The following is a 24,270-nucleotide window of genomic DNA, read 5'->3' as shown; positions in this document are numbered from 1 at the left end:
GATACTGACCTCACAGCGGGGCCGGCGCAAGCGCCGGTCCCGCCCAGCAAGACCAAGGACGCAACATGGGTAAGGCGACTGGCTTTCTCGAATTTCCGCGCCAGAATGAAGGTTACGAGCCCGTAGCCAAGCGCGTGAAGCACTACAAGGAATTCGTTTTCGCGCTGTCCGACAGCGAAGCGAAGATCCAGGGCGCGCGCTGCATGGACTGCGGCATTCCGTTCTGCAACAACGGCTGCCCAGTCAACAACATCATTCCCGACTTCAACGACCTGGTGTATCGCCAGGACTGGAAGTCGGCAATCGAGGTGCTGCACCAGACCAACAACTTCCCCGAGTTCACGGGCCGCATCTGCCCGGCACCGTGCGAGGCCGCCTGCACGCTGGGCATCAATGAAGCACCGGTCGGCATCAAGTCGATCGAGCACGCCATCATCGACAAGGCCTGGGAAGAAGGCTGGGTTGCCCCGCAGCCGCCCAAGCACAAGACCGGCAAGACCGTTGCGGTGGTCGGTTCCGGTCCCGCCGGCATGGCCGTTGCCCAACAGCTGGCGCGCGCCGGCCACGATGTGACGGTGTTCGAGAAGAACGATCGCATCGGTGGCCTGCTGCGCTATGGCATCCCCGACTTCAAGCTGGAAAAGTGGCTGATCGACCGCCGCATGGAGCAGATGCAGGCCGAAGGCGTGACCTTCCGCGCCGGTGTGATGGTGACCGACGGCGAACTGCCTGCCGGCATCAAGAACTATGCGCGTGAGACTATTTCGGCCCAGGCGCTGCAAGACCAGTTCGACGCCGTCGTGCTGGCGGGTGGCTCCGAAGTGCCGCGCGATCTGCCGGTTCCCGGCCGCGACCTGTCCGGTATTCACTACGCGCTGGAATTCCTGATCCCGCAGAACAAGGAAGTGGCTGGCGACGCGCCTAACGAGATCCGTGCCGAAGGCAAGCACGTCATCGTGATCGGCGGCGGCGATACCGGCTCCGACTGCGTGGGCACCTCGAACCGCCACGGCGCCGAATCGATCGTCCAGTTCGAACTGCTGCCGCAGCCGCCGGAAGAGGAAAACAAGCCGCTGGTGTGGCCGTACTGGCCGATCAAGCTGCGCACTTCATCGTCGCACGATGAGGGCTGCGATCGCGACTGGTCGGTTGCCACCAAGGAATTCATCGGCGAGAACGGCAAGATCACCGCGCTCAAGGCCTGCCGCGTCGAGTGGAAGGACGGCAAGATGCAGGAAGTGCCGGACAGCGAGTTCATCCTCAAGGCTGACCTCGTACTGCTGGCGATGGGCTTCACCAACCCGGTGGGCTCGCTGCTGAGCGCCTTCGGGGTGGACACCGATGCTCGCAAGAACGCCCGTGCCGCGACGGAAGGCGAGCGCGCGTACCACACCAACGTGCCCAAGGTGTTCGCCGCTGGCGACGTGCGCCGCGGCCAGTCGCTGGTGGTGTGGGCGATCCGCGAAGGCCGCCAGGCCGCGCGTTCTGTCGACTCCTTCCTGATGGGACACTCCGAGCTGCCGCGCTAAGGCGCTGCTCTCGTTGCAAGACCCGCCCCGCGCAAGCCGGGCGGGTTTTTTTATTGGCGTCCGGTCAGGCCGGCTGCAGAGCGCGGCCCATCAGCACGGCGTCGGCGCCATAGGCCGACAGCTTGGCGTCGAATGCGTCGTTGGCCGAGGCAATTTTTTCGTACCCGAGTCTGCGCCACCACGGTGCGGCCGATTGCACGGCGATCAGCCGCGACGAGCGCAGCCCGGCGTCCAGCGCCGCCGCGCGGGCGGCTACGTAAAGCCCCTGAGCCAGACCCTTGCCCTGGCCGGCAGGCGCCACCGCCATATCGTGCACGAACCAGGTGAGTGCCGCAGCCGGCTCGGCTGGAGTCCGCCCGGACTCATCACTCGGCTCCCAGTGAGGTTCCAGTACGCCGTCGAGCGGTGGCAGGCTGTCCTGCGGCCACATATGGGTAAACAGATAGGCTGCCAGCGTCTCGTCCTGCCCGGTGCGCGCCGCCACCCAGCAGGTGGCCGGCGACAGCGTCAGCCGGCTGGCCAGAGCGGCGCCGGATTCGAGCAGCATGCCGCGATAGCACTGGGCCTGGATTTCCAGCACGGCAGGCAGGTCGGTGGGCCGCATGGGCCGGAGAATGCATTCGCTCATGGCGGGCGATTATAGAGGGCGTTGCGTGCGGAAGGCATGGCGATGCCGCGCTCGACGCGTCGCAAACCGCGGGAGCAGGGCGCTGCCGGACGGCCCGGTCACTCTCGAAGCCGGCCATGCGCCAGCGTGGCGGCGCAGGCCGGGAAGTTGCTGCATGCCCTCCTCACAGGGTTGTCCCGGCTATGGTTAACGTGGTCTGTGCGGCTCTGGGCAATCTTCGTAGAATGACCTGACAATTAAATCAAAGACTGCCTCGCTAACCCCCCTTTTCAGCCGATAGAGATGCCACCGGCAATGCCTGTGGCCCGGAGGAATTGATGTCCGAAGTGCGCATTTTTTCGCGGCTTTGGCGAGGTAAGGCGATGTTGCTTCACCCCGCTGCAAAGCCGGCTGGTCAGCAGCCCCACTTGCGTGCCAGGCATCCGCTGTTTGTTTCGCCTGTTTTTCGCTTCCCTTGGCAGGGGATGGCATCGCGCGTCGCGTCCCAACTCCGGGTCTTCGCGCTGCTTTGCCTCGCCGGCCTGGTGGCCGGCACCGGCGGCCCCGTCCAGGCGCGGCCGGCAACCCCGCAGGCAACCCCGACCCAGACCGCGTTCACCCGCCCCATATCATTTCCTGTCCGGCCGATCCGCCTGATCGTGCCCTTTCCCGCCGGCGGCGTGCCGGACGCCGTGGCGCGCCTGCTGGCCGAGCGGCTGGCGATACGGCTCGGCGTGCCGGTCGATGTCGATAACCGGCCCGGCGCGGGTGGCACCACCGCGGGCGACGTGGTGGCCAAGGCGAGCTCCGACGGGCATACCTTGTTGTTCCACCAGGCCACCATGCTGATCCAGCCCGGCCTGGAGCCCGTGCCCTATGATGTGGTGCGTGACTTTACGCCGGTGGCGCGCGTGGCCACCATGCCGCTGTTCCTTGTGATCGATGCGCGTCTGCCGATGCGCACACCGCAGCAATGGCTGACGGCGGTCAATGCCAGCCCTGCCGCCTACAGTTATGGCTCCGGCCAGGCCGGTAGCCCTTCGCACCTCTATGCCCAATACGCTGTGCACGGCGTCCCCAACGGGGTGCCGCTGGTAATAGCCAAGGGCGAGGGCGCCGTGGTGCAAGAGATGCTTGCCGGGCGCATCAGCGCCTGTTTCTGCTCGTTTGCCGCGGTACAGGCCCACGTCAAGAATGGCAATTTGCGTCTGCTGGGCGTGACTGGCGTGGCGCGTTCGCAACTCGCGCCCGCCGTGCCGACCCTGCAGGAATCCGGGCTGGACGGCTACGGGGCGGGGGCCTGGTATGGCGTCATTGCCCCGGCCAAGACGCCGCATGCCATCGTGGCGCGGATCGCCAGCGAACTGGACGCGGTGATGGGCGAGCGCGAGGTCCGGGATCGCTTGCTGGCGGCCGGCCTGACACCGTTGCGGGACTCGCCCGAGGCGTTTGCCACAGCGATTCGCTCGGAGTCGATCCAGTGGCAGGTGATCTTGCGGCAGACGGGCGGGCCAACCGAACCCTAGGTGGCGCCTGGTCTGGCGCCGGCACACGTCAAATGTGATGAAACAATTATTTGCGATCCATGGATGTGGATTGCGGCACACTGGCGCGGGCGCCGCTAGGTAGTAGCCCTTATAATGGCGGACTGCCTAACACGGTGCCAACGTGACCGATTCCGCCTCAAACCTCGTCGAGCTCCAGTCCGTCGATTTCGCCTACACGGCGAATGGCAAGCCTATCCTGTCGGGCCTTAGCATGCGCTTCCCGCGCGGCAAGGTGGTGGCCGTCATGGGTGGCTCGGGCTGCGGCAAAACCACCGTGATGCGCCTGATCGGCGGTCAGGTCCGGCCGCAGAAGGGCCAAGTGCTCTTCAATGGCGCCAATATCCCCGCCCTGGACCGCAATGACCTCTATGCCGTGCGGCGCCAGATGGGCATGCTGTTCCAGTTTGGCGCCTTGTTCACCGATCTCTCCGTGTTCGACAACGTTGCCTTCCCGTTGCGCGAACATACCGACTTGCCCGAGTCGATGATCCGCGACCTGGTGCTGATGAAGCTCAACGCCGTCGGCCTGCGCGGCGCGCGCGAGCTGATGCCCTCGGAGATCTCCGGCGGCATGGCGCGCCGGGTTGCGCTGGCGCGCGCGATCGCGCTCGATCCCGCCCTGTTGATGTATGACGAGCCCTTCGCGGGACTCGACCCGATCTCGCTGGGCCTGACCGCGCGCCTGATCCGCAGCCTGAATGACGCGCTGGGCGCCACCACCATCATCGTGTCGCACGACGTCAACGAGACCTTCCTGATCGCCGACTACGTCTATTTCATCGCCAACGGCCGCATTGCCGCCGAAGGCGAGCCCGAGGCCCTGCGCGCTTCGACGGATCCCTTCGTGCACCAGTTCGTCCACGCCGAGCCCGACGGGCCAGTGCCCTTCCACTATCCGGGCCCGTCGCTGGCCGAGGACTTCGCGAGCGGGGCGGGGCGATGATAGGGTTCTTCACAAGCATCGGCTCTGCCGTGCGGCAGTCGGTCATCGGCCTCGGTCATGCCACCCGCATGTTCTTCACAGTGCTAGCGATGTCGCCGGCGCTGCTGCGCCGCTTCCGGCTGGTAAGCGACCAGATTTTCTTCGTCGGCAACCTGTCGCTGGTGATCATCGCGGTATCTGGCCTATTTGTCGGCTTCGTGCTGGGATTGCAGGGCTATTACACGCTAAATCGCTATGGCTCCGAGCAGGCGCTCGGCCTGCTCGTGGCCCTGTCGCTGGTACGCGAACTGGGTCCGGTGGTGACGGCGCTGTTGTTCGCCGGCCGCGCCGGTACGTCGCTCACGGCCGAAATCGGCCTGATGAAGGCCGGCGAGCAGCTCACGGCCATGGAAATGATGGCGGTCAATCCGCTGCAGCGCGTGATCGCGCCGCGCTTCTGGGCTGGCGTGGTGGCCATGCCGGTGCTGGCGGCGATTTTCAGTGCCGTCGGCATCCTCGGCGGCTATGTGGTCGGCGTGCAGATGATCGGCGTCGATGCGGGCGCGTTCTGGTCGCAGATGCAGAACGGGGTCGACGTTCGAAATGACGTGCTGAACGGCGTCATAAAAAGCTTCATTTTTGGCGTCGCGGTGACGTTTATAGCGCTGTACCAGGGCTATCAGGCCAAGCCCACGCCGGAAGGCGTGTCGCGCGCCACCACGCGTACCGTCGTGATTGCCTCGCTAGCCGTGCTGGCGCTGGATTTCCTGCTGACTGCGCTGATGTTCAGCTGACCTGCCGGTGCGGTCGCCGGAGCCGGAGTACTTGAAGAAGAGACGCAGATGAAAAGAAATACACTCGATTTCTGGGTTGGGCTGTTTGTTGTGGCGGGTTTCGTGGCGCTGCTGTTCCTGGCGCTGAAGGCCGGCAACATGAGCTCGCTGTCGTTCCAGGAGACCTACTCGGTACAGGCGCGCTTCGATAATATCGGCGGCCTGAAGCCGCGCGCGCCGGTGAAGAGCGCCGGCGTGGTGGTAGGGCGGGTGGCCGACATCCGCTTCGACGACAAGACCTACCAGGCGACCGTGACGGTCAACCTGGAAAAGCGCTACCAGTTCCCCAAGGACACTTCGGCCAAGATCCTGACCTCCGGCTTGCTGGGCGAGCAATACCTGGGTCTTGAGGCGGGTGGCGATTCCGCCATGCTGGCCGAGGGTTCGCGCATCACAATGACGCAATCGGCCGTGGTGCTGGAAAACCTGATCGGGCAGTTCTTGTATAACAAGGCCGCCGACGCCGGCGCCGGCGGCAACAACGCTGGCGGGGGTGCCGCCGGCGCCGCCAGCGGCGCGGCAGGGGGGCTGAAATGAATGGCAACCGTGTCGCCGCGCGCTGGTGCGCGGGGCGAAATTGGTTGCTGGCAGTGTTGGCAGCGGGTTTGATGGCAGGTTGCGCGAGCGGCCCGACCGCCAACCCGAAAGATCCCCTCGAACCCTTCAACCGGGAAGTCTTCAAGATCAACGACGACTTCGACAAGGGCGTGTTGCGCCCGGTCGCCGAGTTGTACACTGACTTCGTCCCGTCGCCGATCCGTACCGGGATAGACAACGCTTTCTCCAACGTCAGCGATGTCTACTCGGCTGTCAACAACCTGCTGCAGGGCAAGCCCGCCCGCGCCGTGGAAGACACCATGCGCGTGGCCATGAACAGCGTGCTGGGTATCGGCGGCCTGATTGACATCGCCACCCCTGCCGGGCTGCCCAAATACAAGGAAGATTTCGGGCAGACGCTGGGCGTATGGGGCGTGCCGGCCGGACCTTACCTGGTGCTGCCGCTTTTCGGGCCGAGCTCGGTGCGCGATACCGCAGGCATGCTGGTGGACCGCCAGATCGATCCGTCGGCGTACCTCGATCCCGTCTGGCTTCGCAACTCGCTGTTCGGGGTGCGTGTCGTCAACACCCGGGCCTCGCTGCTCGGCGCCTCCAGCCTGATCGAGATGGCGGCGCTCGACAAGTATGCGTTCCTGCGCGACGCCTACCTGCAGCGCCGCGAGTACCAGATCTATGATGGCAACCCGCCGGAGAGCGACGACACCGCGCCGGCAAGCGAGCCGTCCGACACCAGGCAGGAAAACCAGACGCTGCCCACGCCACCGGTGCAGATGCCGGGCGGCATCCGCTTTGGCCGTTGAGTGTGCCGGCCCGCGCGCGTGTCATGGCTGTGAGCGTTGCAACAAATTATGTAAATGTGGCGTCGGAGGTCCTGGCGCTGCGAACTCCCCCGGCTCGCCCGAACTCCAACTCGGCGCGTGACCATTACCGGCCTTGATGCCGGGACACGCAAGGTTGCCGTAGCCCGGTGACCCGTGCGTTCGATTGATAAGGACAAAATGATGCTGAAGCGACTGTTGCTGCCTTTTCTTACCGTGGTTGCCTTTACCGGTGCCGCCCATGCCCAAACGCAGGATGCCAGCACACCCGACGGCCTGGTCAAGGCCGTGGTCGGCGACGTGATGGCCTCCGTCAAGGCGGACAAGGACATGCAGGCCGGGAATATCACCAAGATCTCCGCGCTGGTGGAGCAGAAGATCCTCCCCAACGCGAACTTCCAGAAGACCACGCAGATCGCCATGGGCCGTAACTGGTCCAAGGCCACGCCCGAGCAGCAAAAGCAGATTGCCGACGAGTTCAAGACGCTGCTGATCCGTACCTACTCCGGCGCCATCGCGCAGATTCGCGACCAGACCGTCCAGTTCCGCCCGTACCGCGGCAGCCCGGAGGATACCGACGCCACCATCCGCACCCAGGTCATCAACAAGGGTGAGCCGATCCAGCTGGACTACCGCCTGGAAAAGACACCGCAAGGCTGGAAGGTCTATGACATCAATGTGCTGGGTGCCTGGCTGACCGAGGCCTACAAGGGCAGCTTCAACACGATCGTGGGCCAGCAGGGCGTGGACGGCGTGATCAAGACACTGCAAGACCGCAACCGCCAGCTCGCCAACGCCAAGAACTGACCGGCAAGCCCGCGCAAGGCGCCGCCTCCGGCGCAGCGTGACTGGCCGAACTGTTCTACAATGGGCGCTCCCGCACCCGCGGGAGTGCTTTTTTCCAGACCCGCATCCCCGGACCGCTGCCAGATGCTCTCGCTCGACACCTCGCTGACCAACCGCAACGCCGCCGCCGTGCTGCGTGACGGCTTGGCACGCCTGGCCCAGGGTGAAGCCCGGGTCGACTGCAGCGGCCTGGTCCAGGTCGATTCCGCGGCGGTTGCCGTGCTGCTGGCCTGGCAGCGTGACGCCGCCAGCCGCGGCAAGTCGCTCGAGATTATTGGCGTACCGGCGCAACTCACCGAGCTGGCCGCCCTGTATGGCGTCGAATCCCTGCTGCAACTGGTACCCCAGGCGGGTGCCCAGGGCACGCTAGGCACCCTTTCCCACCGACATTGAACCGGCATCCGTGGCAAGCTGCTGACCTGCGCTTGCTACAGCGATGCCCGGGCGATGGCTCGCGCCACGCCTCGCGCTCAAAGCGGGACTACTCCCGTATCCCCTATAATTCCGGGTTGTTCGACCGTTCCGGCATATAAGGCACGGACAAGACACGGTCGAAGCACCCAGGCGGTCCCCGCCATTTCAAGGAGGCCGGCGTGCGAGGCTGAAAAGCCCGACGCGCCTGCCAAACAGTATCCGGCCATGAAAGCCATCGAACTCAAAGACGTTCGCAAGCGCTACCGCAACCTGCAGGCACTGAAGGGCGTCAGCTTCACCGTCGAGCGCGGCGAATTCTTCGGCCTGCTCGGCCCCAACGGTGCAGGCAAGACCACGCTGATCTCCATCCTGGCGGGCCTGAACCGCGCCGATTCCGGCAGCGTCAGCGTGCTCGGCCACGACGTGGTGTCCGATTACCGCCTGGCGCGGCGCATGCTGGGCGTGGTGCCGCAGGAGCTGGTCTTCGATCCCTTCTTCACCGTGCGCGAGACGCTGCGCCTGCAGTCCGGCTATTTCGGCCTGACCCGCAACGACGACTGGATCGACGAGATCATGGCCAACCTGGATCTCACCAACAAGGCCGACGCCAATATGCGCCAGCTTTCCGGCGGCATGAAGCGGCGCGTGCTGGTGGCCCAGGCCCTGGTGCACCGGCCGCCGGTCATCGTGCTCGACGAGCCGACCGCCGGGGTCGACGTGGAACTGCGCCAGACCCTGTGGAAGTTCATCTCGCGCCTGAATCGCGAGGGCCACACCATCATTCTCACCACGCACTACCTGGAAGAAGCCGAGGCGTTGTGCGATCGCATCGCCATGCTCAAGTTCGGCGAGGTGGTGGCGCTGGACCGCACCAGCAACCTGCTGAGCCAATTCGCAGGGCTGCAGCTGGTGCTGACGTTCTCCAGGGGCGCGCTGCCCGCCGCGCTTGAACCGCTGCGCATGCCCGCCAACCCCGGCGAGCGCGCGGTACGGCTGCGGCTGTCGGGTTATCCGGCGGTGGAGCCGATCCTGGCCGCCTGCCGCGAGGCCGGTTGCGAGATCGAAGACATGGAAATCAACAAGGCCGACCTGGAGGACGTGTTCGTGCAGATTATGCGGCGCGAAGGCCACATGCCGGGCGCACTGCCGGATACCGCGGTGGAGGCCGCAGCATGAAGATGCCAACCGAATTCGACGGCACCCAAGACGCCATCAACACGCACCTCGCACCGATGGCGGTGGGTGGCCTGGTGGGCTTCCGCACCCTTCTTTACAAGGAAGTGCTGCGCTTCTGGAAGGTCAGCTTCCAGACCGTGGCGGCGCCGGTGCTGACCGCGATCCTGTATCTGCTGATTTTCGGCCACGTGCTGGAAAACCGCGTGAAGGTGTACGACCAGATCAGCTATACCGCCTTCCTGGTGCCGGGCCTGGTGATGATGAGCGTGCTGCAGAATGCCTTCGCCAACAGCTCGTCGTCGCTGATCCAGTCCAAGATCACCGGCAACCTGGTGTTCATCATGCTCCCGCCGCTGTCGCACTGGGAAATGTTTGGTGCCTACGTGGTGGCTTCCACCGTGCGCGGCCTGGCCGTGGGCCTGGGCGTGCTGCTGGTGACGGCCTGGTTCGCCAACCTGCATTTCGCCAATATCGGCTGGATCCTGCTGTTTGCCTTGCTGGGCGCGGCGATCCTTGGCACGCTGGGGCTGATCGCGGGAATCTGGGCCGAGAAGTTCGACCAGCTCGCGGCCTTCCAGAACTTCCTGATCATGCCGGCGACCTTCCTCTCCGGCGTGTTCTACTCGATCCACTCGCTGCCTCCCTTCTGGCAGGCGGTGTCGCACGCGAACCCGTTCTTCTACATGATCGACGGCTTCCGCTACGGCTTTTTCGGCGTCTCCGACGTGGCGCCGGCCTTCAGTCTCGCAGTAGTGGGTACAGCTTTCGTGGTGCTCGCGGCGATAGCGCTGCAGCTGCTCAAGAGCGGCTACAAGCTGCGCCACTGAGGGGGCGTCTGCCCCGCCGAACCCACAAGCGAACCGACGCGACACACAGAGAAACAAAGCGAAAAGACAATCATGCTGCCTACACCCCAACAAGTCAGGGACTACATCGCCCAAGGCCTCTCCTGCGAACACCTGGAAGTGGAAGGCGACGGCCAGCACTTCTTTGCCACCATCGTCAGCGCCGAATTCGACGGCAAGCGCCTGATCCAGCGGCACCAGCAGGTCTATGCCGCGCTGGGCGATCGCATGCGCGCCGAGATCCACGCGCTGTCGATGAAGACGCTGACGCCGGCCGAGTGGCAGGCGCAGGCGGGCCAGGCCAAGTAAGACGGACCAACAAGCTGGCCGCCCGACAGGCCGGACGTGACAAGCAGGTCGTCCCGCAACGCGGCGGCCTCGGGTACCAGATGCCGCGATTGTGCGTTTTGAGGCACAGGCGGAAGCGAAATGAATGACGCCGGACGCCTTTGGGCAGCCGGCCTGAAACGACTGAACATGGACAAACTCGAGATCCAGGGCAATGGCCCGTTGCGAGGCGAGATCCGCGTCTCCGGCGCCAAGAACGCTGCGCTGCCGATCCTGTGCGCAGGGTTGCTTACGGCCGATACCGTTACGCTGGACAATGTGCCCAACCTGCAGGACGTGCGCACCACGCTCAAGCTGCTGCGCCAGATGGGCGTGAAGGCGGAGCAGGACGGCGCGCGCGTCACGCTGAATGGCGCCGACGTGAATTCGCCCGAGGCTCCCTACGAGCTGGTCAAGACCATGCGCGCCTCGATCCTGGTGCTGGGTCCGCTGGTGGCGCGCTTCGGCGAGGCGCGCGTATCGCTGCCCGGCGGCTGCGCCATTGGCGCGCGCCCGGTCGACCAGCACATCAAGGGCTTGCAGGCCATGGGCGCCGAGATCAGCATCGAGCACGGCTTTATCCATGCCCGCGCCAGCCGCCTGAAGGGCGCGCGCGTGGTCACCGACATGATCACCGTGACCGGCACCGAGAACCTGCTGATGGCCGCTACCCTGGCCGACGGCGAAACCGTGCTGGAAAACGCCGCGCGCGAGCCGGAAGTGACCGATCTTGCCAACCTGCTGGTCAAGATGGGCGCCCGCATCGAAGGCATCGGCACCGACCGCCTGGTGGTGCAGGGCGTGGAACGCCTGCACGGTGCGAGCCACGCCGTGATCGCCGACCGCATCGAGGCCGGCACCTTCCTGTGCGCTGCCGCCGCCACGCTTGGCGATGTGGTGCTGCGCGGCGTGCAGCCCGGCATCCTGGACACCGTGCTCGACAAGCTGCGCGAAGCCGGCGCCACCATCGAAACCGGTGACGACTGGATCCGTTTGCAGATGGCCCGGCGCCCGCAGGCGGTGAGTTTCCGCACTTCCGAGTACCCGGCCTTCCCGACCGACATGCAGGCGCAGTTCATGGCGCTGAACAGTGTCGCCAACGGCGTGGCCCGCATTACTGAAACCATTTTCGAAAACCGCTTCATGCACGTGCAGGAGCTCAACCGGCTGGGCGCCGATATCGCGGTCGAAGGCAATACCGCGGTTGTCACCGGCGTGCCCCGGCTGTCCGGCGCCAAGGTGATGGCGACCGATCTGCGTGCCTCCGCCAGCCTGGTGATCGCCGGGCTGGTCGCCGAGGGCGAAACCGTGATCGATCGCATCTACCACCTGGACCGCGGCTACGACCGCATGGAAGACAAGCTGTCGGCCGTGGGCGCCAAGATCCGCCGCATCGCCTGAGCGCGCAAGAAAAGACACAAGGACGCAGATGAGCCCCTCCCCGACCCAGTTGACGCTGGCCCTCTCCAAGGGCCGGATCTTCACCGAAACCATGCCGCTGCTGGAAGCGGCCGGCATCCACGTCACCGAGGATCCGGAAACCTCGCGCAAGCTGATCCTGCCCACCTCCGATCCGGACGTGCGCGTCATCATCGTGCGCGCCTCGGATGTGCCGACCTACGTGCAATATGGCGCGGCCGATTTCGGCGTGGCCGGCAAGGACGTGCTGATGGAACACGGCATGGCCGGGCTGTATGCGCCGATCGACCTGAATATCGCCAAGTGCCGCATGTCGGTGGCGACCTCGGCCGGTTTCGACTACGCCAGCGCCGTGCGCCAGGGTGCGCGGCTGGCCGTGGCCACCAAATATGTGCAGACCGCGCGCGAGCACTTCGCCAAGAAGGGCGTGCACGTGGACCTGATCAAGCTGTATGGCTCGATGGAACTCGGGCCCCTGGTGGGACTGGCCGACGCCATCGTCGATCTGGTCAGCACCGGCGGGACCTTGCGCGCCAACAACCTGGTCGAAGTGGAAGAGATCGTGCAGATATCGTCGCGCCTGGTAGTCAACCAGGCTGCCCTCAAACTCAAGCGTGAGCGGCTAGCCCCGATTCTCGACGCGTTTGAACGGGCCTCCGCCGCGCTGGTGTGATGCCGCGCGAGCAGGGCCTGGGGAATGGAGTCATGAACGAAAATTCTATGGAAAACCTGGAAATCCGCCGGCTGGATTCGACCGAGCCGCGCTTCGCGGCCGAGCTGCGCGAGGTGCTGGCCTTCGAAGCCGGTGAAGACGAAGCGATCGATCGAGCCGTCGCGCAGATCCTCGCCGATGTAAAGACCCGCGGCGATGCCGCGGTGCTGGAGTACACGCTGCGTTTCGATCGCGTCGATGCCGGCGCCATGGGCGCGCTGGAAGTGTCGCCGGCCAAGCTCGAGGCCGCGCTCGACGAACTCGAGCCCAAACGCCGCGCTGCGCTGGAAACCGCGGCGGCGCGCGTGCGCGCTTACCACGAGAAGCAGAAGATCGAGTGCGGCAGCCATAGCTGGGAGTACACCGAGTCCGACGGCACCGTGCTGGGGCAAAAGGTGACTCCGCTGGACCGCGTCGGCATCTACGTGCCGGGCGGCAAGGCGGCGTATCCGTCGTCCGTGCTGATGAACGCGATTCCCGCACGCGTGGCCGGCGTCAAGGAAGTCATCATGGTCGTGCCCACGCCGGGCGGCGTGCGTAACGAACTGGTGCTGGCCGCGGCGCAGATCGCCGGCGTGGACCGCGTGTTCACCATCGGTGGCGCCCAGGCGATCGGGGCGCTGGCCTACGGCACCGCCACGCTGCCCCAGGTCGACAAGATCGTCGGCCCGGGCAACGCCTATGTGGCGGCGGCCAAGCGCCGCGTGTTCGGCACCGTCGGCATCGACATGATCGCCGGCCCATCCGAGATCCTGGTGATCTGCGACGGCACCACCGACCCCGACTGGGTGGCGATGGACCTGTTCTCGCAGGCCGAGCATGACGAACTCGCGCAATCCATCCTGCTGTGCCCGGACTCCAACTACCTGGCCCAGGTGGAGGAAAGCATCCACCGGCAGCTCGAGTCCATGCCGCGCCGCGACGTGATCCGTGCCTCGCTGTCCGGGCGCGGGGCGCTGATCCGGGTACGCGATATGGACGAGGCTTGCGAGATTGCCAACGCGATCGCGCCGGAGCACCTGGAGATTTCCGCCGAGAACCCGCGCCACTGGGCCGAGAAGATCCGCCACGCCGGCGCCATTTTCCTGGGCCGCTATACGAGCGAGTCGCTGGGCGACTACTGCGCCGGGCCGAATCACGTGCTGCCCACCTCGCGCACCGCGCGCTTCTCGTCGCCGCTGGGCGTGTACGACTTCCAAAAGCGCTCGAGCCTGATCGAGGTGAGCGAGCAGGGCGCGCAGATGCTAGGCCAGATCGCCGCCGAGCTGGCCTACGGCGAAGGCTTGCAGGCACACGCCCGCAGCGCCGAATACCGCCTCAGGCGCAACTGAGGCAAAAGCGGCCGGCGCCCGGGTTTGTCCGGGAGCCGGCCAGAAACCACCGACCCAAGTCGACCCAAGAGGTAAATTCCATGTCCGTAGTGCAGCCTTCCCTGATCGAACGCATCATCCGTGACGACGTACGCGCCATGGGCGCCTACCATGTGCCGGATTCGCACGGTCTGGTAAAGCTGGACGCGATGGAGAACCCCTACCGCCTGCCCGACGCACTGCGCGACAAACTGGCCGCGCGGCTGGCCGAGGTAGCGCTCAACCGCTATCCGGTGCCCAGCAGCGAAGCGCTGCGCGCGCGCCTGAAGACGGTGATGGACGTGCCGGCGAGCATGGATGTGCTGCTAGGCAACGGCTCGGACGAGATCATCAGCATGCTGGCGCTGGCGGTGGCCAAGCCGGGCGCCAAGGTGCTGGCACCGGTGCCAGGCTTTGTCATGTACGCCATGTCGGCCCAGTTCGCCGGGATCGAATTCGTCGGCGTGCCGCTCAACGCGGACTTCACGCTGGACCGCGCCGCCATGTTGGCGGCAATGGCCGAGCACCAGCCCGCCATCGTCTACCTGGCCTACCCGAACAATCCCACCGGCAACCTGTTCGACGCGGCCGATATGGAAGCCATCGTGCGCGCCGCTCAGGGCGAGGTCTGCCAGAGCCTGGTGGTGGTTGACGAAGCCTACCAGCCGTTTGCCCAGGACACCTGGATGCCGCGCCTGGCCGAGTTCGGCAACCTGTTGGTGATGCGCACCGTTTCCAAGCTGGGCCTGGCCGGCATCCGGCTGGGCTACCTGGCCGGCGCGCCGGAGTGGCTGTCGCAGATCGACAAGGTGCGCCCGCCGTACAACGTCAATGTGCTGACCGAGGCCACGGCGCTGTTCGTGCTCGAGCATGTCGATGTGCTCGACCAGCAGGCCGCGCAACTGCGTGCCGAGCGCGCCACCGTGGCCGATGCCCTGGCAGCGTTGCCGGGCGTGACGGTGTTTCCCAGCGCGGCCAATTTCCTGCTGGTGCGCGTGGCGGATTCCGCTCGTGTGTTCGAGGGCGTGCTTGCGCGCAAGGTATTGATCAAGAACGTGGGTAAAATGCACCCATTGCTGGCCAACTGTCTGCGCGTCACGGTCAGCACTCCCGAAGAGAACGCGCAATTTCTCGCTGCCTTCCAGGCGGCGTTGCAGGATTAACACCATGCGTGTTGCAGAGGTCACCCGCAATACATCGGAAACGCAGATCCGCGTTTCGTTGAATCTCGATGGCACCGGCCGCCAGAAACTGGCGTCCGGCGTGCCGTTCCTCGACCACATGCTGGATCAGATTGCCCGCCATGGCATGTTCGACCTCGAAGTCGAAGCCAGCGGCGATACCCATATCGATGACCACCACACGGTGGAAGACGTCGGCATCGCGCTCGGCCAGGCGGTCGCCAAGGCCATCGGCGACAAGAAAGGCATCACCCGCTACGGCCATAGCTATGTGCCGCTGGACGAATGCCTGTCGCGCGTGGTGATCGACTTCTCCGGCCGTCCCGGCCTGGAATTCCACGTACCGTTCACCCGCGCTCGGGTGGGCAGCTTCGACGTCGACCTCACCATCGAGTTCTTCCGCGGCTTCGTCAATCATGCCGCGGTGACGCTGCATATCGACAACCTGCGCGGCATCAATGCCCACCACCAGTGCGAAACCGTGTTCAAGGCCTTCGGCCGGGCGTTGCGCATGGCGGTGGAAATGGACCCCCGCGCGGGCAACACGATTCCGTCGACCAAGGGCACCCTCGTCGGCTGAACCTCGCCGACGCGCTACCTCTCGCGTGCCGGTGCGTACGTTCTGCTGCGCCGGCGAAAACTTTCGATCAACGCGGTACTTACGCGACATTAGCGCGACATTCGCCCAACCCGATGGATACGCTTAAGTCGTTCATTTCGCTGCTGGCGCTGATCAACCCGATCGGGGCGATTCCGTTCTTCATCAGCCTGACCACCCAGCAGACTGAAGAAGAAAAGCGGCATACCATCAAGATCGCGTCGATCTCGGTGGCGACGGTGGTAGGCATCTCCGCCTTGCTGGGCCAGCAGATCATCGAGTTCTTCAATATCTCGGTGGCCTCGCTGCAGGTGGGCGGGGGCCTCATCATGATCATGATGGCGATGAACATGCTGAACGCCCAGACCGGCCGCACCAAGGCGACGCCCGAGGAAGAGGACGAGGCGGAAGCCAAGGCCAGTATCGCGGTAGTGCCGCTGGCGCTGCCCTTGCTGACCGGGCCCGGTTCGATCAGCACGGTGATCGTCTATGCCGGCAAGACCCAGCACTGGTACCAGTTGCTGATTCTGGTCGGGATCGGGATCGCGCTTGGCGCAGTGGTATATATAGTGTTCCGCGCCGCGGACCCGATCGCGCGTGTGATCGGGCGCACCGGCATCAATATCGGCACGCGCCTGATGGGGCTGATCCTGTCGGCGCTGGCCGTAGAATTCATTGTGGACGGGCTGAAGACATTGTTGCCTGTTTTGAAATCATGACTACCATAGCAATTGTGGATTACGGCATGGGCAACCTGCGCTCGGTAGCGCAGGCCTTGCGTGCCGCGGCGCCGGAAGCGGACGTGCAGGTGGTGGACCAGCCGGAGGCGATCCGCGCGGCGGACCGCGTGGTGCTGCCCGGCCAGGGTGCGATGCCCGACTGCATGAGCGCACTGGGCGCCTCGGGCCTGCAACAGGCCGTGATCGAGGCCGCCGCCAGCAAGCCGATGCTGGGAGTGTGCGTTGGCGAACAGATGCTGTTCGACTTCAGCAAGGAAAGTAGAACGGACGGTGGCCGCACGCCCTGCCTGGGCCTCTTGCCCGGCGAGGTGATCCGCTTCGAACTGGAAGGCATGACCCAGCCGGACGGTTCGCGCTACAAGGTGCCGCAGATGGGCTGGAACCGCGTGAAGCAAACGCGCCCCCATCCGCTGTGGGCTGGCATCCCCGATGAAAGCTGGTTCTATTTCGTGCACAGCTACTACGTGCATGCGCAGGATCCGGCGCATATTGCCGGCGAAACGGAATATGGTGCCTTATTTACGAGCGCGGTAGCGCGCGATAATATTTTTGCCACGCAGTTCCACCCGGAAAAGAGCGCCGCCATGGGCTTGCAGCTGTACCGGAACTTCGTGCACTGGAATCCCTGAATGTCGATAGTGGCTTTTTGGGGACAGGGCTGACCGGCTACGCTGGCTAGTTCAACTTTCTCTTTCACTCAAACACGCTCGTCACACTTATGTTGCTCATTCCGGCCATCGACCTGAAGGACGGTCAATGTGTACGCCTTAAACAAGGCGACATGGACCAGGCCACCGTCTTTTCCGAAGATCCCGCCGCCATGGCACGTCACTGGGTGGAGCAGGGCGCACGGCGCCTGCACCTGGTCGACCTCAATGGTGCGTTCGTGGGCAAGCCCCGCAATGAAGCTGCCATCAAGGCCATCATCGCCGAGGTGGGCGATGAGATCCCGATCCAGCTCGGCGGCGGCATCCGCGACCTGAACACCATCGAGCGCTGGCTCGACGGCGGCCTGTCGTACGTCATCATCGGCACGGCGGCGGTCAAGAACCCCGGGTTCCTCAAGGACGCCTGCACGGCGTTCGGCGGCCACATCATCGTCGGCCTCGATGCCCGTGAAGGCAAGGTCGCCACGGATGGCTGGAGCAAGCTGACCGGCCACGAGGTTGCCGACCTCGCGCGCAAGTACGAGGACTACGGCGTGGAAGCCATCATCTACACCGACATCGGCCGCGACGGCATGCTGCAGGGCATCAACATCGATGCCACCGTCAAACTGGCGCAGTCGGCAACGATCCCGGTGATCGCCAGCGGCGGGCTGCACAACCTCACCGATATCGAACGCCTGTGCAGCGTGCAAAAGGACGGCGTCGAAGGCGTCATCTGCGGCCGCGCGATCTATTCGGGCGATCTCAATTTCGCCGAAGCCCAGGCGCTTGCCGACAAGCTCGGCGCCGAGCAGTAAGACAACGCGCCTTGCGCGCGACAATTGCAGCCACCGGCGCCCCCGCAAGGGCAGGCGCCGTGGCGGGCAAGGAATCTCATGCTAGCCAAACGTATCATCCCCTGCCTCGACGTGACCAACGGGCGGGTGGTCAAGGGTGTCAACTTCGTCGAATTGCGTGACGCTGGCGACCCGGTCGAGATCGCCCGCCGCTATGACGAGCAGGGCGCCGATGAAATCACTTTTCTCGACATCACCGCGACCAGCGACGGGCGCGACCTGATCCTGCACATCATCGAGGCGGTCGCCTCCCAGGTCTTTATCCCGCTGACGGTGGGCGGCGGCGTGCGCGCCGTGGAAGACGTGCGGCGCCTGCTCAATGCCGGCGCGGACAAGATCAGCGTCAATTCCTCGGCCATCGCCAACCCGCAACTGGTGTCGGACGCCACGGCGCGCTACGGCTCGCAGTGCATCGTCGTCGCGATCGACGCCAAACGCAGTTCCGCGCCAGGCGAGCCGGCACGCTGGGAGGTCTTCACCCATGGCGGGCGCAAGGCCACCGGGCTGGACGCCGTGGCATGGGCGTGCGAGATGGCCACCCGCGGCGCGGGCGAACTGCTGCTCACCAGCATGGACCGCGACGGCACCAAGAGCGGCTTCGATCTCGAACTCACCCGCGCCGTCAGCGATGCGGTGTCCATCCCGGTGATCGCCTCGGGCGGCGTGGGCGGATTGCAGGACCTGGCCGACGGCATCAAGCTGGGGCACGCCGATGCGGTGCTGGCCGCCAGCATCTTCCACTACGGCCAGCACACCGTTGGCGAAGCAAAAGCATTCATGGCCCGCGAGGGCATTCCGGTGCGGATCTGAACACGGCGAACCGATATGGCAAAGAAGTGGCTCAACAAGGTTAAGTGGGACGACAACGGCCTGGTGCCGGTGATTGTCCAGGAAGTCGGCTCGAACGACGTGCTGATGTTCGCGTTCATGAACCGCGAGGCGCTGCAGCGCACCGTGGAGATCGGCGAGGCCGTGTTCTGGTCTCGCTCGCGCAAGCGCTTGTGGCACAAGGGCGAGGAATCCGGCCACGTGCAAAAGGTGCATGAAATCCGCCTCGATTGCGACGAAGACGTGGTCTTGCTCAAGGTCACGCAGAACGACGGCATCGCCTGCCATACCGGGCGCCACTCCTGCTTCTTCCAGAAGTTCGATGGCGACGCCGACAACGGGGACTGGCAGACCGTTGAGCCCGTGCTCAAGGATCCGTCCACCATTTACGCAGCCAAGCCATGAGCGACGCACAGTTGAGCAGCGCGGATATGCTGGCGCGCCTGGCCAGCGTGCTGGAATCGCGCAAGCCCGAGAACGGCGGCGATCCGGATAAATCCTATGTGGCACGCCTGTTCCACAAGGGCGACGACGCCATTCTGAAGAAGATCGGCGAGGAAGCCACCGAAACTGTGATGGCCGCTAAGGATGCCCGCGCGGCGGGGCTGAGCCAGGAGTCGGTCTCCAAGGTGGTGTACGAGGTGGCCGATCTCTGGTTCCATAGCATGGTGCTTCTGTCCCGCTTCGGCATGCAGCCGGCCGACGTGGTCAACGAACTGGCCCGCCGCGAAGGTTTGTCCGGCCTGGAAGAAAAAGCCCAGCGCAAGGCCGACGGCAGCTGAATCCCGCACTAGCCGGCCTGGCCGGCGAGGCGCATCTGGACTGGACGGGCAGGTATCGGACGGCAACCAGCAGCCACCAGGAGCAAGCACGAGATGGGAGAGGTGATCACCACGGACTACGACCGGCTCGCCAGCCTTCGCAAGCTGACGCACATTCTTTATGCGTTGTACGCCATTTTCTGGCTGACCGGCGGCATTACCGCGCTGATTGCCATCGTGATTGGCTACGTCAAGCGCGACGACACCCAGGGCACGCTCTACGCCTCGCACTTTGCCTGGCAGATCCGGTCCTTCTGGTGGTCGGTGGCATGGGCGATCCTCGGCGGCATGCTGTTTGTCACAGTGTTCCTGATACCGCTGGCTTTTGCCGTGTGGGGCGTATTGTCCTTATGGATGTTGTATCGTATCGTCAAGGGCTGGCTCTACCTGAACGACAGTAAGCCGATGTACCCGGATCAGCGTTTTTGATAGCCAGCGGACCGGTGGCGGTCCGGCCAAGGCGGTCCGGACATGCCTGAAAGGCAGGCGGATGGCCGGCAAGGCCACCCGCCAGCACTGACATAGCGGCAAAAATGCGCCTGAGTTGCTGCGCGCAATGAAATTTTCATGAATCCACAGCAAAATTGCCTCTTCTGCCGGATCGTGGCCGGTCAGCTTCCGTCGCGCAAAGTTTACGAAGATGACGAAATGCTGGCTTTCCACGATATCCACCCGAAAGCCCCGGTACACTTCCTGCTCATTCCCAAGTCGCATGTCGATTCGCTGGCCGATTGCGGACCCGGTGAAAGCGCGGTGCTTGCTAAAATGATGTTGAAGGTGCCGGAGTTGGCGCGCGCGGCAGGCTGTGGCAACGGTTTCCGGACGGTCATCAATACCGGTCCGGATGGCGGGCAGGAGGTGTATCACCTCCATCTGCACGTGCTTGGCGGTCCGCGTGACCAGTGGAAGGTGCAGCTGCCGTAAAGACCTGGCAGCCAACCCATGCAGGACCGGAGGCCGCGTGGCCTCCGGTCAGATGCCGTGCCGGCAACCGTCGCCCGGCACGGCCTTCAGTGACGGAACAACGAGCCGGGGTGGCATGGCGCCGCCCCCGGCTTCATCAGGAGCAGAAAATGGGTTCGTTTAGCATTTGGCACTGGCTCATCGTGCTGGTGATCGTCATGCTGGTTTTTGGCACCAAGAAGCTGCGCAACATCGGCCAGGACCTGGGCGGTGCCGTGAAAGGCTTCAAGGATGGCATGAAGGACGCCAACGGTAATCCGGTTGACGCACCGGCCGCGCCCTCCAAGGAACTGCGCGACGCCACCACCATCGACGTCGAAGCCAAGGAAAAGTCGCGCCAGCAGTGAGCGCGCGTCAACTCTTGTCAACACGCCTGATGCCTTTCTTCCTGGCAGCAATGCCAAGCCGGCCATGCCCGCCGCGCCGCGCCCGTCCGCGTGATGGCTTATGCGCGGGCCCGGGCGGCCGTTGCGGCGGCCCGGCCGTTCGCCGTGGCTGCGGCTTCTTCCTTCCGAACCTCGCATGATCGATCTCGGCATTTCAAAGCTTGCACTGATCGGCGCGGTGGCGCTGGTGGTGATCGGTCCCGAACGGCTGCCGAAGGTGGCGCGCACGGTCGGCGCACTGGTCGGCCGCGCGCAGCGCTATATCAATGATGTGAAGGCGGAAGTCAGCCGCGAGGTCGAACTCGACGAACTGCGCAAGATGCGCACGGAATTCGAGGACGCCGCGCGCGATGTCGAGCGCACCATCCACAAGGAAGTGCACGAGCACACCCAGTCCCTGAACGATGCGCTGACCGGTACGGATTCCGGCGTGCACGACGGGGCCAGCCAGGGCAGCGGCTACGTGCCATCCTGGGACACGGCGCACAAGGTCCATAACGGCCGCAAGAGCTGGCGCGTCAAGCAAGGCGCGCGGCCCGTGTGGTACAAGCGCCAGCACAATGTACGCGTGTGGGCGCAATCCGGCGCCGCGCGTGTCAAGCGCCACCGTCCCGCCACAGGTCCCGCCCGCTCATTCTTCGAGTGAGCATGATGGAGCCTGTCCACACGCCGCTACCCGGCCGGCCGTCGCTGTCGTGCGTTCCGACTTGCGCGCCGTGCCGTTGTATCGCCAATGATTTCTCGATGCCAGCCAGCCCGGCTGAGCGGTCCACGCCATGAGCGACTCCCGTTCCCAAGATCCCCAAGACCCGCAAGACGAAGCGCAGCAGGAAACCTTCATCTCTCACCTGGTGGAGTTGCGCTCGCGTATCGTCAAGGCGGCGTCAGGCGTGATCCTGGTGTTCCTCGGCCTGATCTACTGGGCACCGAACATCTTCAACCTGTTTGCCCGGCCCTTGATGGAATCGCTGCCCAAGGGCGGCCGGATGATCGTCACCGATGTCACCGGCTCGTTCTTCGTGCCCATGAAGGTCACGTTGCTGGTGGCTTTCCTGATCGCGCTGCCCTGGGTGCTCTACCAGGTCTGGCAGTTCGTTGCGCCCGGCTTGTACCAGCATGAGAAGCGATTGATCGTTCCGCTGGTAAGCAGCAGCTATATTCTGTTTATCTGCGGCGTGGCGTTTGCCTATTTCCTGGTGTTCCCCACTGTGTTCCATTTTATGGCGCACTACAACGCGCCGCTGGGGGCGGAGATGTCGACCGACATCGATAAATACCTCAGCTTCGCCATGACCATGTTCCTGGCCTTCGGCATCACCTTCGAGGTGCCGGTGGTGGTGATCGTGCTGGTGCGCTTTGGTGTGGTCGAACTGGAAAAGCTCAAGCAGATCCGCCCCTACGTGATCGTGGGCGCTTTCGTGATTGCCGCCGTGGTGACGCCGCCGGATGTGTTGTCCCAACTGCTGCTGGCGGTACCGCTGGTCGCGCTATATGAACTGGGGCTGATCATGGCCCGATTCACCGCGCGGCCGGTTGCGGCGGACGCTCCGGCCAGCGAAGCGCAGCCGGACTAACTGTAGCGACCACTAGCTTAAGGGAAAGCTCGGCGACGTGACTTTTGCACCAAAATGGGGAAAGTAACCCCTCGTGCTGTTGCGACATCACAACAAAATCCGTCCGTATCCATGGTTTACGACGAAAAAGCCTTCTGGCGGCCGGGGGGGCTGACCCATAATACGCAACAGACGTGAAGGTAAATGCGTCGCCCAAGCACTTGGGCAAGCCAAGATTTCCCAATCAGTTGACAAGGAAAGTGTCGATATGAAGATGAAACTGTTTGCAGCCGCTGTAGCTGCCCTGGCCGCTGGTGGTGCGTATGCCCAATCGAGCGTGACCCTGTACGGCGTGGTTGATGCTGGTATTGAATACACCAACAAGAACGCTACGAACGCAGCTCACAACAACAGCAACAACCTGTGGGCCATGCAATCGGGCAACCAATCCGGTTCGCGTTGGGGCCTGCGTGGCGTGGAAGATCTGGGCGGCGGCCTGAAGGGCATCTTCGTCCTGGAAAGCGGCTTCAGCATTGATGACGGTAAGTCGGCTCAAGGCAGCCGCCTGTTCGGTCGTGCCGCCTACGTCGGCCTGCAGAGCCAGTACGGCCAGCTGACCCTGGGCCGCCAGCAGACCACGTTCTATGATTTCGGCCTGGTCTACGATCCGATGGCCATTTCGACCCGTTACGGCATCACCGCACAGGCTCCGGAATACGCTACGCGTGCTGACAATGCTGTCAAGTACACCGGTACTTTCGGTGGCCTGACCACTTCGGCCTTCTACAGCTTCACCAACAACGGCAACGAAACCGCCGGTAACTTCACCAATGGCCGCGAATACGGCTTCCTGGCAAGCTACGCTGCTGGTCCGTTCTCGGTTGGTGCAGCCTATGACCAGTCGAACAACACCGGCGTCGGCACGGCCAGCTCGCAGCTGATCCGTCGCGCCACCATCGCTGGTACCTACGCGTTCGGCCCGGCCAAGATCTACGCTGGCTACCGCTACGCTCACGCTTACAACAACGCGTCGCTGCCGGGTGCTTCCGGTGCGCAGAACACCGCGTCGAACTTGGGCTGGGCTGGTGTGGGCTATCAGCTGACCCCGGCTCTGTCGCTGTCGGGCGCCGCTTACTACCAGAACCTGCGTAACGCTTCGGCTAACCCGTGGCAGTTCGTGACGACCGCCGACTACGCGCTGTCGAAGCGTACCGACGTGTACGCCTCGGCTACGTACATCCTGAACAAGGGCACCAATTCGGCACTGGGCGTGAATGGTTTCAACGACCAGCAATCCGCAACCGGTTCGTTCGTCCAAACTGGTGGCAACCAGTTCGGCGGCGTGGTTGGTGTTCGCCACAAGTTCTAATTTAGCGCGGGCGTAAGCTCGCACTAGATTGACTTGAAAACAAAACGCTGGCATCCGCAAGGATGCCGGCGTTTTGTTATTTTGTGTGGTCGCTGGTCAGGGCGCAGTGGCAATGGGGGCAGCCCGCGACATCGTGCTGCCAAGTCGTGGTCCGGTATCGTCTCGGTGGTGTTTTGCCGCGTCCATCGTTGGTCTCGTCGCATTGCATTGCTGCTTGCGGATTGCCGGCTGGCGATCGGCGGCGCGGCCTTGCGCAGTCCTCGCGCGCCGCCGAACATCGCCCGATGTAGTCATCGGAGTCATCCGTCGATTGCCTCTTGTCATCAGTCGCACGGTCAAGGCCGTCTTGCTGGGTCGCCTGACGCAGTACTGGGTACGCTTGCCAGGGTCCAAACTATCACATGTTTGACGCGTCCGCCCCAGCA

At 64.3% G+C, this 24,270-nt stretch carries 29 protein-coding genes; 28 read left to right on the top strand and 1 reads right to left on the bottom strand.

The genetic code is table 11. The features are described from left to right. Window positions 1-65 precede the first annotated feature (65 nt). Entirely contained in the window at window positions 66-1,529 is a 1,464-nt protein-coding gene (locus tag ACZY0R_RS35045; RefSeq protein WP_488864969.1) for a glutamate synthase subunit beta, read from the top strand. A gap of 64 nt (window positions 1,530-1,593) precedes the next feature. On the opposite strand, the gene ACZY0R_RS35040 is transcribed toward ACZY0R_RS35045, so the two are convergent. Further along, window positions 1,594-2,157, bottom strand: a complete 564-nt coding sequence (locus ACZY0R_RS35040) for a GNAT family N-acetyltransferase (protein WP_488864967.1) — start codon at window positions 2,155-2,157, stop codon at window positions 1,594-1,596. 317 nt (window positions 2,158-2,474) lie between these two features. Between ACZY0R_RS35040 and ACZY0R_RS35035 the strand changes: the two genes are divergently transcribed. From ACZY0R_RS35035 to ACZY0R_RS34905, 27 genes are all read left to right on the top strand, one after another. Then, complete coding sequence (locus ACZY0R_RS35035; RefSeq protein WP_488864965.1) at window positions 2,475-3,662, top strand: tripartite tricarboxylate transporter substrate-binding protein; 1,188 nt, start codon at window positions 2,475-2,477, stop codon at window positions 3,660-3,662. Between the two features lie 142 nt (window positions 3,663-3,804). Further along, window positions 3,805-4,626: an ABC transporter ATP-binding protein gene (locus ACZY0R_RS35030; RefSeq protein ID WP_045238795.1), complete on the top strand. Its 822-nt coding sequence runs from the start codon at window positions 3,805-3,807 to the stop codon at window positions 4,624-4,626. Then, window positions 4,623-5,399, top strand: a complete 777-nt coding sequence (mlaE, locus tag ACZY0R_RS35025; protein WP_045238796.1) for a lipid asymmetry maintenance ABC transporter permease subunit MlaE — start codon at window positions 4,623-4,625, stop codon at window positions 5,397-5,399. Before ACZY0R_RS35030 ends, mlaE begins: the two co-directional genes overlap by 4 nt. Window positions 5,400-5,447: 48 nt before the next feature. Beyond that, window positions 5,448-5,975 (top strand): outer membrane lipid asymmetry maintenance protein MlaD, encoded by a 528-nt coding sequence (gene mlaD, locus ACZY0R_RS35020; RefSeq protein ID WP_045238797.1) that lies wholly within the window; start codon window positions 5,448-5,450, stop codon window positions 5,973-5,975. Next, entirely contained in the window at window positions 5,972-6,796 is an 825-nt protein-coding gene (locus ACZY0R_RS35015; protein ID WP_488864962.1) for an MlaA family lipoprotein, read from the top strand. Before mlaD ends, ACZY0R_RS35015 begins: the two co-directional genes overlap by 4 nt. Before the next feature lie 201 nt (window positions 6,797-6,997). Then, window positions 6,998-7,621, top strand: coding sequence for an MlaC/ttg2D family ABC transporter substrate-binding protein (locus ACZY0R_RS35010; RefSeq protein ID WP_488866356.1), 624 nt, complete (start codon window positions 6,998-7,000; stop codon window positions 7,619-7,621). Window positions 7,622-7,681: 60 nt separating this feature from the next. Continuing rightward, window positions 7,682-8,053, top strand: coding sequence for an STAS domain-containing protein (locus ACZY0R_RS35005; protein ID WP_488864960.1), 372 nt, complete (start codon window positions 7,682-7,684; stop codon window positions 8,051-8,053). Window positions 8,054-8,299: 246 nt separating this feature from the next. Next, a complete protein-coding gene (locus tag ACZY0R_RS35000; RefSeq protein WP_488864958.1) occupies window positions 8,300-9,250 on the top strand; it encodes an ABC transporter ATP-binding protein in 951 nt (316 codons plus the stop codon). Between the two features lie 56 nt (window positions 9,251-9,306). Beyond that, window positions 9,307-10,077, top strand: coding sequence for an ABC transporter permease (locus ACZY0R_RS34995; RefSeq protein ID WP_488866354.1), 771 nt, complete (start codon window positions 9,307-9,309; stop codon window positions 10,075-10,077). A gap of 72 nt (window positions 10,078-10,149) precedes the next feature. Then, window positions 10,150-10,404, top strand: a complete 255-nt coding sequence (locus tag ACZY0R_RS34990; protein ID WP_045238801.1) for a BolA family protein — start codon at window positions 10,150-10,152, stop codon at window positions 10,402-10,404. A 168-nt stretch (window positions 10,405-10,572) separates the two neighbouring features. Continuing rightward, on the top strand, window positions 10,573-11,823 hold the full coding sequence (gene murA, locus ACZY0R_RS34985) for a UDP-N-acetylglucosamine 1-carboxyvinyltransferase (RefSeq protein WP_045238877.1): 1,251 nt from the start codon (window positions 10,573-10,575) through the stop codon (window positions 11,821-11,823). 28 nt (window positions 11,824-11,851) lie between these two features. Next, on the top strand, window positions 11,852-12,514 hold the full coding sequence (hisG, locus tag ACZY0R_RS34980; RefSeq protein WP_035870681.1) for an ATP phosphoribosyltransferase: 663 nt from the start codon (window positions 11,852-11,854) through the stop codon (window positions 12,512-12,514). A gap of 32 nt (window positions 12,515-12,546) precedes the next feature. After that, complete coding sequence (gene hisD / locus ACZY0R_RS34975) at window positions 12,547-13,884, top strand: histidinol dehydrogenase (protein ID WP_488864955.1); 1,338 nt, start codon at window positions 12,547-12,549, stop codon at window positions 13,882-13,884. 80 nt (window positions 13,885-13,964) lie between these two features. Then, window positions 13,965-15,065 (top strand): histidinol-phosphate transaminase, encoded by a 1,101-nt coding sequence (hisC, locus tag ACZY0R_RS34970; protein ID WP_488864953.1) that lies wholly within the window; start codon window positions 13,965-13,967, stop codon window positions 15,063-15,065. Between the two features lie 4 nt (window positions 15,066-15,069). Next, a complete protein-coding gene (hisB, locus tag ACZY0R_RS34965; protein WP_006159655.1) occupies window positions 15,070-15,663 on the top strand; it encodes an imidazoleglycerol-phosphate dehydratase HisB in 594 nt (197 codons plus the stop codon). A gap of 113 nt (window positions 15,664-15,776) precedes the next feature. After that, window positions 15,777-16,400: a YchE family NAAT transporter gene (locus ACZY0R_RS34960; protein WP_035870676.1), complete on the top strand. Its 624-nt coding sequence runs from the start codon at window positions 15,777-15,779 to the stop codon at window positions 16,398-16,400. Continuing rightward, complete coding sequence (gene hisH, locus ACZY0R_RS34955) at window positions 16,397-17,050, top strand: imidazole glycerol phosphate synthase subunit HisH (protein WP_045238804.1); 654 nt, start codon at window positions 16,397-16,399, stop codon at window positions 17,048-17,050. Before ACZY0R_RS34960 ends, hisH begins: the two co-directional genes overlap by 4 nt. Before the next feature lie 89 nt (window positions 17,051-17,139). Beyond that, window positions 17,140-17,886 (top strand): 1-(5-phosphoribosyl)-5-[(5-phosphoribosylamino)methylideneamino]imidazole-4-carboxamide isomerase, encoded by a 747-nt coding sequence (gene hisA / locus ACZY0R_RS34950; protein WP_035870672.1) that lies wholly within the window; start codon window positions 17,140-17,142, stop codon window positions 17,884-17,886. A 78-nt stretch (window positions 17,887-17,964) separates the two neighbouring features. Then, on the top strand, window positions 17,965-18,735 hold the full coding sequence (gene hisF / locus ACZY0R_RS34945) for an imidazole glycerol phosphate synthase subunit HisF (RefSeq protein ID WP_488864949.1): 771 nt from the start codon (window positions 17,965-17,967) through the stop codon (window positions 18,733-18,735). Window positions 18,736-18,750: 15 nt separating this feature from the next. After that, a complete protein-coding gene (gene hisI, locus ACZY0R_RS34940; RefSeq protein ID WP_035870669.1) occupies window positions 18,751-19,158 on the top strand; it encodes a phosphoribosyl-AMP cyclohydrolase in 408 nt (135 codons plus the stop codon). Further along, a complete protein-coding gene (locus ACZY0R_RS34935) occupies window positions 19,155-19,535 on the top strand; it encodes a phosphoribosyl-ATP diphosphatase (protein ID WP_488864947.1) in 381 nt (126 codons plus the stop codon). Before hisI ends, ACZY0R_RS34935 begins: the two co-directional genes overlap by 4 nt. Window positions 19,536-19,628: 93 nt before the next feature. Next, a complete protein-coding gene (locus ACZY0R_RS34930) occupies window positions 19,629-20,003 on the top strand; it encodes a DUF4870 family protein (RefSeq protein WP_045238806.1) in 375 nt (124 codons plus the stop codon). 138 nt (window positions 20,004-20,141) lie between these two features. Beyond that, entirely contained in the window at window positions 20,142-20,498 is a 357-nt protein-coding gene (locus ACZY0R_RS34925) for a histidine triad nucleotide-binding protein (protein ID WP_045238807.1), read from the top strand. Window positions 20,499-20,647: 149 nt separating this feature from the next. Next, window positions 20,648-20,884, top strand: coding sequence for a Sec-independent protein translocase subunit TatA (tatA, locus tag ACZY0R_RS34920; protein ID WP_035870661.1), 237 nt, complete (start codon window positions 20,648-20,650; stop codon window positions 20,882-20,884). Window positions 20,885-21,059: 175 nt separating this feature from the next. After that, the gene (gene tatB, locus ACZY0R_RS34915) at window positions 21,060-21,569 is read left to right on the top strand and encodes a Sec-independent protein translocase protein TatB (RefSeq protein WP_045238808.1); all 510 of its coding nucleotides are present in this window, start codon (window positions 21,060-21,062) and stop codon (window positions 21,567-21,569) included. Between the two features lie 130 nt (window positions 21,570-21,699). Further along, a complete protein-coding gene (tatC, locus tag ACZY0R_RS34910; protein WP_045238809.1) occupies window positions 21,700-22,497 on the top strand; it encodes a twin-arginine translocase subunit TatC in 798 nt (265 codons plus the stop codon). A 247-nt stretch (window positions 22,498-22,744) separates the two neighbouring features. Beyond that, complete coding sequence (locus ACZY0R_RS34905; RefSeq protein WP_488864943.1) at window positions 22,745-23,845, top strand: porin; 1,101 nt, start codon at window positions 22,745-22,747, stop codon at window positions 23,843-23,845. Window positions 23,846-24,270: the final 425 nt, after the last annotated feature.

The organism is Cupriavidus sp. F041, assembly GCF_057814235.1.
Note: the sequence above shows the minus strand (reverse complement) of the source record. Positions and strands in the feature narration are given on the sequence as shown.

Excerpts from the sequence above, each read along its gene's own strand:
- ACZY0R_RS34925 (WP_045238807.1), top strand. The coding sequence starts at position 20,142 with ATGAATCCACAGCAAAATTGCCTCTTCTGCCGGATCGTGGCCGGTCAG.
- ACZY0R_RS35005 (WP_488864960.1), top strand. The coding sequence starts at position 7,682 with ATGGGCGCTCCCGCACCCGCGGGAGTGCTTTTTTCCAGACCCGCATCC.
- hisF (WP_488864949.1), top strand. The coding sequence starts at position 17,965 with ATGCTAGCCAAACGTATCATCCCCTGCCTCGACGTGACCAACGGGCGG.
- ACZY0R_RS34995 (WP_488866354.1), top strand. The coding sequence starts at position 9,307 with ATGGCGGTGGGTGGCCTGGTGGGCTTCCGCACCCTTCTTTACAAGGAA.
- ACZY0R_RS35045 (WP_488864969.1), top strand. The coding sequence starts at position 66 with ATGGGTAAGGCGACTGGCTTTCTCGAATTTCCGCGCCAGAATGAAGGT.
- hisD (WP_488864955.1), top strand. The coding sequence starts at position 12,547 with ATGAACGAAAATTCTATGGAAAACCTGGAAATCCGCCGGCTGGATTCG.
- ACZY0R_RS34960 (WP_035870676.1), top strand. The coding sequence starts at position 15,777 with ATGGATACGCTTAAGTCGTTCATTTCGCTGCTGGCGCTGATCAACCCG.
- ACZY0R_RS35000 (WP_488864958.1), top strand. The coding sequence starts at position 8,300 with ATGAAAGCCATCGAACTCAAAGACGTTCGCAAGCGCTACCGCAACCTG.
- tatA (WP_035870661.1), top strand. The coding sequence starts at position 20,648 with ATGGGTTCGTTTAGCATTTGGCACTGGCTCATCGTGCTGGTGATCGTC.
- ACZY0R_RS34990 (WP_045238801.1), top strand. The coding sequence starts at position 10,150 with ATGCTGCCTACACCCCAACAAGTCAGGGACTACATCGCCCAAGGCCTC.
- mlaD (WP_045238797.1), top strand. The coding sequence starts at position 5,448 with ATGAAAAGAAATACACTCGATTTCTGGGTTGGGCTGTTTGTTGTGGCG.
- tatB (WP_045238808.1), top strand. The coding sequence starts at position 21,060 with ATGATCGATCTCGGCATTTCAAAGCTTGCACTGATCGGCGCGGTGGCG.
- ACZY0R_RS34905 (WP_488864943.1), top strand. The coding sequence starts at position 22,745 with ATGAAGATGAAACTGTTTGCAGCCGCTGTAGCTGCCCTGGCCGCTGGT.
- ACZY0R_RS35040 (WP_488864967.1), bottom strand. The coding sequence starts at position 2,157 with ATGAGCGAATGCATTCTCCGGCCCATGCGGCCCACCGACCTGCCTGCC.
- murA (WP_045238877.1), top strand. The coding sequence starts at position 10,573 with ATGGACAAACTCGAGATCCAGGGCAATGGCCCGTTGCGAGGCGAGATC.
- ACZY0R_RS34935 (WP_488864947.1), top strand. The coding sequence starts at position 19,155 with ATGAGCGACGCACAGTTGAGCAGCGCGGATATGCTGGCGCGCCTGGCC.
- ACZY0R_RS34930 (WP_045238806.1), top strand. The coding sequence starts at position 19,629 with ATGGGAGAGGTGATCACCACGGACTACGACCGGCTCGCCAGCCTTCGC.
- hisC (WP_488864953.1), top strand. The coding sequence starts at position 13,965 with ATGTCCGTAGTGCAGCCTTCCCTGATCGAACGCATCATCCGTGACGAC.
- hisB (WP_006159655.1), top strand. The coding sequence starts at position 15,070 with ATGCGTGTTGCAGAGGTCACCCGCAATACATCGGAAACGCAGATCCGC.
- hisG (WP_035870681.1), top strand. The coding sequence starts at position 11,852 with ATGAGCCCCTCCCCGACCCAGTTGACGCTGGCCCTCTCCAAGGGCCGG.
- hisA (WP_035870672.1), top strand. The coding sequence starts at position 17,140 with ATGTTGCTCATTCCGGCCATCGACCTGAAGGACGGTCAATGTGTACGC.
- ACZY0R_RS35010 (WP_488866356.1), top strand. The coding sequence starts at position 6,998 with ATGCTGAAGCGACTGTTGCTGCCTTTTCTTACCGTGGTTGCCTTTACC.
- mlaE (WP_045238796.1), top strand. The coding sequence starts at position 4,623 with ATGATAGGGTTCTTCACAAGCATCGGCTCTGCCGTGCGGCAGTCGGTC.
- ACZY0R_RS35015 (WP_488864962.1), top strand. The coding sequence starts at position 5,972 with ATGAATGGCAACCGTGTCGCCGCGCGCTGGTGCGCGGGGCGAAATTGG.
- tatC (WP_045238809.1), top strand. The coding sequence starts at position 21,700 with ATGAGCGACTCCCGTTCCCAAGATCCCCAAGACCCGCAAGACGAAGCG.
- hisH (WP_045238804.1), top strand. The coding sequence starts at position 16,397 with ATGACTACCATAGCAATTGTGGATTACGGCATGGGCAACCTGCGCTCG.
- ACZY0R_RS35035 (WP_488864965.1), top strand. The coding sequence starts at position 2,475 with ATGTCCGAAGTGCGCATTTTTTCGCGGCTTTGGCGAGGTAAGGCGATG.
- hisI (WP_035870669.1), top strand. The coding sequence starts at position 18,751 with ATGGCAAAGAAGTGGCTCAACAAGGTTAAGTGGGACGACAACGGCCTG.